The organism is Streptomyces sp. CB03238, assembly GCF_002099185.1.
GTDB lineage: Bacteria > Actinomycetota > Actinomycetes > Streptomycetales > Streptomycetaceae > Streptomyces.
Genome location: NZ_NBCN01000034.1, coordinates 39,567 through 50,024, shown reverse-complemented (window position 1 = coordinate 50,024; position 10,458 = coordinate 39,567). Strand labels below are relative to the sequence as shown.

Sequence of the window (10,458 nt, the reverse complement as noted above, 5' to 3'; positions counted from 1 at the left end):
AGCGGCATCGACTGATCAGCCACACCCGGTCCTCCCGGACCGCCAACATTCTTAAGGGTCGACTGATGGCGCCGGCGAACCCGCACCCCAACGCTCACCCGGATGCGACCGCGTTCCGTGATCCGATTGCGCTGGCCGCCGCGCTGGCCCGGATGGGTCCGGCCGCCCGCGCCCGTACGCGGACGATCACGCGTCACCACGCCATGCTGCTTCGGGTCCGCATTCAGCGGAACGCGAGCGGCAGGCCCGGACCGAACGTGATCACCGGGCAGTACCGCGCCTCTTGGGACGTGCGGATGCGCACCGGCGGTGGCGAGGTCACCGCCGAGGTGTTCTCCGACGCCCCGCAGGCGCGACGGCTGGAGTACGGCTTCGTCGGCGTGGACAGCCTCGGGCGGCACTACCGGCAGCCGCCGTTCCCGCACGTCGAGCCCGCGTTCCGGCAGACCGAACCGGCGTTCATCCAGGCCCTGGCGGACGGGGTGCTGCCGTGACCGCTCGTCTTCCGGTGACCCGCGCGCTCGCCGCCCTCCTGGAGCACGTCACGGGCCGCCCCTGTGGTGTCGGTGAACTCCCGCGTGTTCAGGGGAAGTCCGGGTGGGAGCCCGCGCCCGTCCCGTACACGATCCTCGACTCGCTGCCCGCCGAGTTCGCGGGCCCGCCCCTGTGGGACTGGCACGCCGATGCCGCCTGGTCCTACCAGGTCACCTCGGTCGGGGAACGAGCCGATCAGGTCGAGTGGCTGGCCGACCGCGTGCGCGCCGGTGTCGTCGGCCGGACCGACGGAAGCTGGACCCACGACCTGCACGTTCCCGAAGCTCGCGTCATCGACCGGGAGTTGACCTACGACGCCGGAGGAGAGCCCTCGGTGTCGGCGGCAGGCGCTATCGTGTCCTACGTGCAGCGGGTCACGATCACCGTGACCCCAGCATGAAGGAACGTTTCTTCTGATCCTCACCGCGGAGGCCCGCGCGGACGCTAGGCCCCAGGCCAGGCGAACCCCCTTTGAACCTCAAGGGGCAGGGCCTCGGCACCGGTGCGCTGCCCCAGAAGTGGGAGCGGACCTGTGTCCACGAGCACGAAGAAGACCCAGACCCGGTTTCTGCGGCGCGGCATCTCCAAGATCCTCTGGGCGAAGGACCTCAATGACCCGAAGTACCCCAGCCGCCGGGAGATCAACAGCGCGTTCGCCCTGACCGACGCCGTCTCGGACATCGAGGGCTGGGCGCTGGAGAACGACCCCATCGAGACCCCCGACATGGGCTCGACCTTCAACTCCTCGATCCCGGGCAACGACAAGGCCGAGAACTCCAGCCTGACGTTCTACGAGGACCGGTTCTCCGACGCGATCGAGCAGCAGCTCCCCAAGGGCGCGAAGGGCTACGTCATCCTTCTCCGCAAGGGCGACCTGCCCGGCTCCCGCTCGGTGGACGTGTTCCCCGTGCAGGTCGCCACCCGCGCCGCGACGTACAGCACCGGCAACGAGGCCGCGAAGTTCAAGGTCGACTTCACGATCACCGACGAGCCGTGCCTCGACCGCCCGGTGCCCGAGGCGTTCCACACCCTCCCCAAGCCGGACGAGGACTGCGACGACGACGGTCACCCGGACGAGGAGCACGTTGACGTCACCGTCGTGAGCACCACCAAGACGGCCGCGACCATCACCGAGCACGGCGAGGACTGAGCGTGTCGCGCCCCGCTCAGGCTAAGCGCCCGTCCCCCTCCGCCACGGCGGCGGAGGGGGCGTGGTCGGCCAAGATGGAACGGCTCCGCCGTAGGCGCAAGGCGCAGAATCGGCTCCGCATCTGCGACGACGACCAGCTTCGCCAGCGAGTGGAGGAAGCCGCCCAGCGTGCCCAGCGCGCCCGGATCTTCGCCGAAGCGTCCCCGGACGACGAGTCCGCACAGCAGCGCGCCGCCGAGGCGGAGGCAGCGGCCAAGCAGGCCCGCGCCGAGCTGGACGCTGCCTCGGAGTTCCTGACCTTCCGGGCGCTGCCGCGCCCGGTGCTGGAGGAGCTGATCAGCGAGCATCCGCCCACCGAGCAGCAGGCGGAGGAGGGGGCGATCTTCAACGCCGATACCTTCCCCGCCGCGCTGGTGGCGGCGGCCTCCGTGGACGGCATGAGCCGCGAGGAGGCCGAGGAGCTGTTGAACGGCTGGTCGGCGCCGGACGCCAACGCGCTGTGGGACGCGGCCTGGCAGATCCAGCAGGAGAGCCGGGTCGAGCTGGGAAAAGGCTGAGCCGTGACGCTGGCCTGCGCGCCGAACTGGAGCTGTGCGAGCGGTACGGCATTCCGCACTCGCAGTTCCTCGGCGGCGACGGCCGCTGGTCCGCCCTCGACCGGGCTAAGGCGTTGGCCTGGGCGGAGTGGCAGCGGTCGGTGTGTCCGGAGTGTCACACCCGGCTGGAGGAGTGGGACCGCGAACGCGGCGGCGACCCCCACGCCTACGTCACCGACACGCTGCGCTGTCCCGGCTGTGAGCTGATCGAGCAGGAGCGCGATCACGTCCCCCAGGACCGGTCCGGCTATGGCGTGAAGATCCAGCTCCTGCCGCGCGAGCAGTACGAGCCGCGCCCCTGATCCACCCCCGCACCACGTAAGTAAGGAGGCCGCCCGAGGTGGCCGGGTTCACCCTCACGGTCGCGATGCGCGCCGAGGTCCGCGACCTGATCGCGGGAACCCGTGCTGCCTCCGCCCAGATGCGGACCCTGGGGGACCGTACCGAGGCCGTGAACCGGTCTCTGTCCCGGCTGGACGTCAACGGGGCGCGGCTCGCTGCGCAGTTCGCTGCGCTGAATCGTTCGTCCCGTGCGGCCGTCGGGGAGCTGAACCGGATCACCGCCCGCGCCGGGGCGGCCCGTGCGGCGTTGCGCGCGGCCGGGGATGACGGAGCGCGGTCGATGTCCCGGCTCCAGCGGGCGACCGCCGGGGCCGGTCGGCGGGGACTGTCCGCCACGAACATGCTCGGCGGCGGCGCCCTCGTCCTCGGCACTGGCGAGATGATCGAGGAGGGCAACCGCTACCAGCGGCAGATGAACCTGTTCCGGGCGGTGACCGGCGCGACCGCGGCGCAGATGAAGCGCGCCGCCGTCGTCGCTCAGGAACTCGGCAACGACCTGACGCTGCCCACCTCCACGTCGGCGGACGCCGCCGAGGGCATGGTCGAGCTGAGCAAGGCCGGTTTCCGCGCCGATCAGTCGATCGACGCCGTACGCGCCTCGCTCCAGCTCGCGGCGGCGGCCGACGTCAACGCCGCCACGTCGGCCAAGTACCTGGGCGACATCATGGATCAGTTCGGCCTCGGTGCTGATCAGGCGTCCCGGGCGTCGGACACCCTCGCGGCCACGGCGAACAACGCCTCCGGCTCCATCACCGACATCTACTACTCGATGCGGTACGCGGGCCCCGTCGCGAACGCGCTCGGCGTCAGCCTCCAGGACACCGCCGCCGCGGTCGGCATGCTCGGCAAGAGCGGCATCCTCGGTCAGACGGCGGGCACGAGCCTGCGCGGGATCTTCGCCAACCTGGCGGCGCCGACGCCGATCATGAAGAACGCCCTGCGGGACCTCGGCATCGAAGCCTGGGACGCACAGGGGCGCTTCAAGGGCCTGCGCACGGTGATCGACGGTCTGTCGAAGGCCGAACACTCCATCAGCCAGAAGGACTTCGCGGCCGGAGTGACCCGCGCCTTCGGCAAGCCCGCCCTGTCCGGCGCGGTGGCGCTCGCCCACCAGGGCACCGAGTCCTTCGACGCCCTGTCGATGGCGGTACGGCAGACCGGCTCAGCAGCGTCCATCACCGCCTCGCGCGGCGAGGGTCTCGCCGGTGCGATGACGCAGCTGCGCACCCAGGCCAAACAGACTGGGATCGCCCTGTATGAGGGGATGGCGCCCGGCCTGGAGTGGGTGACCCGTCTGCTTACCCGCGGGATGGCCGGGGCCACCCCGTACCTGACCACGGCGCTGGAGTACGGCCGCAACCTCGCGATCCTGTACGGGCCTGAGCTGAAGGCGAAGGCGGGCTCTGGCCTCGGCGGGCTGATCGACGAGGCGAAACGTTTGCTCAGCCCACTGAAGGAGCTGGGCGAGGACGCACTCGCCACGGGCCTGAACCTGCTGATCAACGCCGCAAGCACCCTGGGCGACGTTCTGGACAACGCGGCCGACGGCGCGGAACCGCTACTGGCTGCCATCTCGGGCTTGGGCGAAGACGGGGGAGCTGCTGCTGGCACGCTCGACATCATCGCCACCGTCGCGAACGCGGCCATGGACGCTGTGGCGGGCCTGTCCGCCGTCCTGGTGCCGATCGGGCACGTCGTGGGCGGGCTGGTCAGCGCCTTCGGCGCGCTGCCCGGCCCCATCCAGTCGGCGGCCCTGGCCATGCTGCTGTTCCGCCGCGTGCAGCCCGGCCTGACCAGCCTGGCCAACACGGTCACCGGCCCGGTGCGCACCGGGTTCCAGAGCTTCGCCCAGCAGATGCGGGTGCAGCAGACCCTCGCCGCCTCCGCCGGAGTGGCGCTGTCGCGGTACGGAGCGGCCTGGGCCACGGTCCAGGCCCGGGTCGGCTTCCTCGGCAACATGACGGCGGCGTTCCGCAGCGCAAACGGCGCCGGTGTGACCTTCATGGGGACGCTGAACGGCATCGGCCGTGCGGCCGGTTCGGGACTGCGCTCCGCTGTGAGCGGCGTCAGCAACGCGCTCGGCGGGCCGTTCGGGATCGCCATGGCCGGTGTCTCCGTCGGCCTGGGCCTGCTCGCCGCCCGCCAGCAGAAGGCCGCGCAGGCCGCAGCCGAGCACCAGCAGCGCATCTCCTCACTGACCTCGGCTTTGCGCGAATCCGGCGGGCAGATCGACAGCAACGTCCGCCAGCAGGCGGCCCAGTCCCTGCTGGACACCAAGACTGAGCAGGGCCAGCTCACCAAGGTCATGGAGCAGGCCGGCGTGCCGCTCGCGTCGCTCACAGACGCCTACCTGGGCCAGGGCACGTCACTGGAGGCGCTGCAGAAGCAGCTCCAGGCGACCGCCGACAAGCACAAGGTGTGGGAAGACAGGGCGGGAGGCAAGGCGACCGTCCAGGACTACTCGCCCCTCGGGCAGCGGTACAAGGACGCCGCTGACGCGCTCGGCAGCGTCAAGGGTGAGATGGCCGAGTCGGTGAAGAACGCGAAGGAGCTCGCCAAGGCCACCAAGGGGGCCGGGGACGGCACTTCCGCATACGACCGGTTGAAGGCGGCCGTCGGCGGTCTGGCAGACGAGACCGCCGACGCCGACACGCGCACGCGCTCGCTGAAGTCGGCGCTCGACCTGCTGTCGGGCGGCCAGATCTCTCTTCAGGCAGCCAAGGCCAAGGTGAACTCCGCCGTCCTCGACTTGCAGGAGGGAAGCAAGAGCGTCAACCGCGGGCAGGGCTACGGCGGCAAGCAGCTCGTCAACGAGGACAAGACCCTCAACACCACGACGAGGAACGGCCAGCAGCTCTACACCCAGCTCACCGCCCTGTCCGACGCGGCGGCCGACGCCTCGGTGGCCACCTACGACCTGGCCATCCGCAACGGCGAGGCGCTGCCCGCGGCGCTGGCGAAGGCCCGCGGGGAGATGAGCCGCGCCCGCGCGGAGGCGATCCGAGCCGCACGCGGCTACGGGCTGGCCAAGGCCCAGGCCGAGGGCGTCGCCGACAGCCTCGGCCTGCTGCCGTCGAAGGTGTCGCTGCTGCTCCAGACCAAGGGCATGGACAGCACGCTGGCGAACCTGATCGCGGTGCAGGCCGAGTTCCACCGGCTGCCCAAGCAGAAGACGATCAAGGTCGACTCGCTGAGCGACGGCGCGCAGAAGAAGCTGCGCAGCCTCGGTTTCACCGTCAAGACGGTGCCGGGCACGCGGCAGATCAAGATCACGGCACCGACCGCGGGCGCCCGCAAGAACCTGGACGTGCTGATCGACAAGCTCGGGCAGACCCCGAACGCGAAGAACGTGAAGGTGTCGGCGCCGACCGCCGCGGCGATCAAGAGCCTTGAGGCGGTACAGGCGAAGATCCGGGCGACGCCCGGCGCGAAGAGCGTCCGGGTCAGCGCGCCGACCGCGGGTGCCCGCAAGGAGCTGGAGTCGCTCGGCTTCCGCATCGAGAAGATCCCCGGCTCCAAGGACGTGAAGGTCACGGTCCCCACCGGGGGCCCGAAGAAAGCGGCCGACACGATCCAGGGCCGTATCAACGCGCTGCGCGGCAAAGAGGTGACCGTCACCACGCGCCACGTGACGATCTTCGACCAGCTTCAGGAGTCGAACGCCTCCATCGCTGACGCCATCCAGAAGCAGGCCGACGCCCAGGCCCGCGCTGCCAAGAAGCAGGCCGACGGCGGTGTTGTCGACTACTTCGCCGACGGCGGGATCACCGGTCCCCGGCGCCGCGAGCGGCACGTCGCGCAGATCGCCCCGGCCGGGAGCTGGCGCATCTGGGGTGAGCCCGAGACCGGCGGGGAGGCGTACGTGCCCATGGCCGCCTCGAAGCGCGACCGCAGCAAGGCGATCGTGGAGACCGTGGTCGACCGGTTCGGTGGCCAGGTCGAGTGGTACGCCAACGGCGGCGTACGTGGCCGGAGCAGCCGTGACTACAGCCCCACGCTGGCCAGTTCCTTCAAGCGGGCCAGGAGCACGGAGGTCATGGCGGGCGTTGTCCGTGCCTTCGACGTACGCACCGGCTCGGACCGCGCCCGCACACGGGTCGTCGACGGCCGCGCGGGCGGGCGCGTCCAGGTCGTCGTCGTGCGCGAGCAGCAGCCGCTGATCGGCACCATGCCGGTCACCGTCACCGACAGCTCCGCCACCCCCGAGCAGATCGGCACCGAAATGATGCGCAACCTGCGCAACGCCCAGCGTGGCGGGAGGGTTTGATGACCACACCACTGAAGAAGTCCCCACCCATCGAGCTGGCCCCGTGGCAGTTCGAGATCGGCGGCGTCGTCCTCGGCAAGGGCACCCGCATCCCCATCGGCAACATCGAAGGGCTCGGCTCGCCGACGGTCCGTGCACAGGATGTGGACAACCCGACCGGTGACGGCACCTACCCGGGCCAGGACTTCTACGGGCCGCGCACCGTACGCATCGAGGCCGGCATCAAGACCCCGGGCGATCCGACCGCTGCGGCCGACCTGCTCGCCCGTCTGGAGCTGGCCGCCGATGACCCGGCCGCCCGCACCCGGCCCGAGGGGCGGGCGGTGCTGCGGGGCCGCTGGCCCGGCCACCGGATGCGCCGCTTGTACGGGCGGCTGCGCCGCATGGAGGCCACCAGCACCGCCAATGCGATCAACGGGTGGATCCCGCTGGATATCGAGTTCGCTGCCACGGACCCGCGCTGGTACGACGACGAACTGTCGAAGCTGACCCTCGGCCTCGACCAGGCCGCCAAGCACACCCTGGGCGACCGCACCGTGGACGAGGCGCTGTGCCCGCCCGCCTGCCGCGCCAGCGACGACCCGGACCACAAGCCCGGAGACGACCGGCCCGGATGGATCACCAACCACGGCAACGTCGCCTCGTGGCCCAGCATCCGCATCCACGGCCCGGTCACCCGCCCGCGCATCTGGAACAGCGTTACCGGCCGCGTCCTCGAACCCGACCTGTCGCTGCGTGCCGGGGAGTGGGTGGAGATGGAGACCCGGCCCGGTACCTGCTGGGTCCTGCGCAACGGCACGGTGAACGTGGCGAACGACCTCACGCCTGAGTCGCGCCTGGACCTGTTCGCCATCCCGCGGGGCCGCTCGGAGATCGGCTGGAGCGCGGAGGACCCCACCGGCACCGCGCGGCTCGAAGTGGCGTGGCGGTCGGCGTACACCGCCCTGTGAACGGAGAACACCTGTGACCCTTGTCCAGCCCCCGATGATGGTGCACGGCGGCCAGCACCCCGCCCGCGCGATGCGGCTGATGATCCGCGACTTGGCGCGCGGCCGGCAGGGCGTCGCCGAAGCTGGCGACCTGAAGGTCCGGCCCCTGGAGGCCCCGGGCCCCGGCGTCCGTGTCGGTGACGGCTCGGCGCTCATCCACGGCGCACGGCCCTGGCAGGGCGCCTACACCCAGACCAACATCGGCGACGCCGTGGTCGACGTCCCGCCGACCGGCCCGTTCGCCCGCACGGACCTGCTCGTCCTGCGCGTGGAGGACCCGGAGTTCGAGGGCGAGCGGGACCCGCGCACGCAGGACATCGGCTACTTCCACCTCATCCAGGACATCGGCAACGAGGCGACCCCTGCGCCGCGTGGCATGACCGCCATCCCGCTCGCGCGGATCAACCTGCCCCGTAACACCGCGGCCGTCACCGCGGAGATGATCACGGACCTGCGAAGGCTCGCAAACCCGCGCACCGAGCGGACCCTGCGCACCGTGCACCCCCAGGGAACGGAGAAGGTACCGGGCAAGCACGGCCACTGGGCAGCCTGGCCCAAGGACGCGGCCTGGGACGTGGACGTGCCCGGCTGGGCGACGAAGGCCACCATCGTGATCACCCTGTCCGGCCTGCGCGCGGAGGCGGGAAGCATCTACGCCGAGCTGCGCACGCGCCTGGGCGAGCGCAGCTCCAAGCCCACCGTCGTCGACGACGACGGCACGACCACGCGCCGCGCAACCGTCGTGCTCGCCGACACCCTCGCCGTGCCGCCCGCCTACCGTGGCACCCGTCAGCACCTGGCCGTGCAGATCAACCAGATCGACAAGTACGGCGACGGCGACCTGTCCGTGGCCAAGGGCACCACGGTCACCGCCGACATCGAGTTCACCGAAAGCCCGGTGTGATGCCCGACTACCGCTACATCGTCGCCCGAGCCGCGACCGGCGACGTTCTGCACTGGAACCTGCCGCTGACCGAGGTCGAGTTCGGGCCGGAGATATCCGGGCCCGGATCGCTCAGCGCCACGCTGTCCCCGACCTTCGCCCGTTCACTGGGCGACATGCTCGACGCTGGCGACGCCGTCATCTATGTCGAGCGGAACTCCAAGCTGCTGTGGGGCGGGCTCATCTGGCGTGCGGAGCCGGAAGGCCCGAAGCTGCCCGTCGAAGCGTCCGGGTTCACCAGCTACCTGCACCGCCGCCACGATCTGCACGGCAACCTCGCAGGGCGCGGCCCTTACGTCGAGGCCGACCCGTGCGAGGTGATCCGTGACGTGTGGGCCTACGCGCAGGAGCAGCCGGACGGCGACCTCGAGGTCGTCGTGGACGACACCAAATCCTCAGCGAAGACCGGCACGGCGAAGGACCCGTACGACATCCCGCGCTGGGATGCCCGCAACCTCGGCGAGATCGTGGACGAGATGGCGGAGATCGATGACGGCCTGGAGTGGTCGGAGACCGTGGCTTGGCGCGGGCGGCGCGCCGAGCGGCGCATCATCCTCGGCGCCCCGAAGCTGGGCCGGCGCCGCGAGGACTTGACGTTCACCACCGGCGCCAACGTGGTCGGCGAACCGCACGTGATCAAGGACGCCGACTCCTACGCCCAGTGGGTGATCGGCCTCGGTGCGGGCGAGGGCAAGAAGCGCAAGGTCGTGGTCGATGGCGGGCGCAACGGGCGGCTGCGCCTGGAGCACAAGCTGGAGACCAGCGAGAAGGACGAGACCCGGCTCAAGCAGCGCACCCGGCGCGAACGCCTGGCCCGGCAGGTCCTGCCGACGCTCACCGAGCTGGAGATCACCGACCACCCGGCGGCGCCGATCGAGTCGCTGCGCATCGGCGATCACGTCCGCATCCGGCTGCATGAGCCGCACACCGCCTACGACGGATGGAACCGCATCGTCGGCTGGACCGTACGGCCCGGCGAAGGCGAGAGCCCGGAGCGCGTGACGCTGAAGCTGGAGCGCAGCGTGAAGCCCGCCGACAGCGGCGATGAGGCGGAGGAGTAGATGCCGGACACGATCGCCGCGCTCGCACGCCGCCTGGCCAAACTCGACCGGCGGGTGACCGCGCTGGAGCGGGCCCGGCGCGCGCCGTATCCGCCGTGGCGCGACGTGCCGCTGACCGGCGACACCTCGGTGCCCGACCCGGCGCAGCCGCCGCAGATGCGCGCCAACCTGTGGGACACGCTGGAGTTCAGCGGCCGGATCGGACTTCCGGACGGCCGCGCGGTGGACGGGACGGTCATCGGCCTGCTGCCGGACGGCTACTGGCCAGCGGTACCCCGCACCGTCCCCGTGGCCTCCGACGCGGCCCGCCGCGCACTCCACCTCGACATCGACCCCAAGGGCCGTCTGATCCTGCGGGTGCAGGACGGCGGCAGCGTGAAGGCCACCTGGCTCAGCCTCGACAGCGCCTCCTGCCGCATCGACGGCGACGACGAGGAATAGCCGCGCCCACCAGCGGGATCACCGCGGCTCACTCATGCACGCCGTGGGTACCATGACGACCGGGTGACCCTCCACCCAACGCTTCGCAGCCAACTCCCGAGGGACCGGACCCAACCAAGGGCCCGGCCGATTGCC

General features: G+C 71.1%; 10 protein-coding genes. All 10 read left to right on the top strand.

From position 1 onward, the window contains the following. Nucleotides 1–494 (top strand): HK97 gp10 family phage protein (locus BKD26_RS35940; protein ID WP_206603751.1); only part of this gene is annotated, 494 nt, incomplete at its 5' end. After that, nucleotides 491–934, top strand: coding sequence for a hypothetical protein (locus tag BKD26_RS35935; protein ID WP_143662768.1), 444 nt, complete (start codon nt 491–493; stop codon nt 932–934). The genes BKD26_RS35940 and BKD26_RS35935, both read left to right, overlap by 4 nt. 132 nt (nt 935–1,066) lie before the next feature. Then, nucleotides 1,067–1,684 (top strand): hypothetical protein, encoded by a 618-nt coding sequence (locus BKD26_RS35930; protein ID WP_084906978.1) that lies wholly within the window; start codon nt 1,067–1,069, stop codon nt 1,682–1,684. A gap of 2 nt (nt 1,685–1,686) precedes the next feature. After that, nucleotides 1,687–2,241: a hypothetical protein gene (locus BKD26_RS35925; RefSeq protein ID WP_143662767.1), complete on the top strand. Its 555-nt coding sequence runs from the start codon at nt 1,687–1,689 to the stop codon at nt 2,239–2,241. Then, entirely contained in the window at nt 2,184–2,582 is a 399-nt protein-coding gene (locus BKD26_RS35920; RefSeq protein WP_084906974.1) for a hypothetical protein, read from the top strand. The genes BKD26_RS35925 and BKD26_RS35920 overlap by 58 nt, the downstream gene beginning before the upstream one ends. Before the next feature lie 38 nt (nt 2,583–2,620). Continuing rightward, nucleotides 2,621–6,889 carry a phage tail tape measure protein gene (locus BKD26_RS35915; RefSeq protein WP_084906971.1) on the top strand — a complete coding sequence of 1,423 codons (4,269 nt, stop codon included), beginning with the start codon at nt 2,621–2,623 and terminating at the stop codon, nt 6,887–6,889. Then, nucleotides 6,889–7,839, top strand: coding sequence for a phage tail domain-containing protein (locus BKD26_RS35910; RefSeq protein WP_084906969.1), 951 nt, complete (start codon nt 6,889–6,891; stop codon nt 7,837–7,839). The genes BKD26_RS35915 and BKD26_RS35910 overlap by 1 nt, the downstream gene beginning before the upstream one ends. A 13-nt stretch (nt 7,840–7,852) precedes the next feature. Next, the gene (locus BKD26_RS35905; protein ID WP_143662766.1) at nt 7,853–8,782 is read left to right on the top strand and encodes a hypothetical protein; all 930 of its coding nucleotides are present in this window, start codon (nt 7,853–7,855) and stop codon (nt 8,780–8,782) included. Further along, a complete protein-coding gene (locus BKD26_RS35900; RefSeq protein WP_084906964.1) occupies nt 8,782–9,882 on the top strand; it encodes a hypothetical protein in 1,101 nt (366 codons plus the stop codon). Before BKD26_RS35905 ends, BKD26_RS35900 begins: the two co-directional genes overlap by 1 nt. Then, complete coding sequence (locus BKD26_RS35895; RefSeq protein ID WP_084906962.1) at nt 9,883–10,323, top strand: hypothetical protein; 441 nt, start codon at nt 9,883–9,885, stop codon at nt 10,321–10,323. Nucleotides 10,324–10,458: the final 135 nt, after the last annotated feature.

What these genes read in the sequence shown, in the direction of transcription:
- BKD26_RS35910 (WP_084906969.1), top strand. Translation starts at nt 6,889, where the DNA reads ATGACCACACCACTGAAGAAGTCCCCACCCATCGAGCTGGCCCCGTGG.
- BKD26_RS35900 (WP_084906964.1), top strand. Translation starts at nt 8,782, where the DNA reads ATGCCCGACTACCGCTACATCGTCGCCCGAGCCGCGACCGGCGACGTT.
- BKD26_RS35895 (WP_084906962.1), top strand. Translation starts at nt 9,883, where the DNA reads ATGCCGGACACGATCGCCGCGCTCGCACGCCGCCTGGCCAAACTCGAC.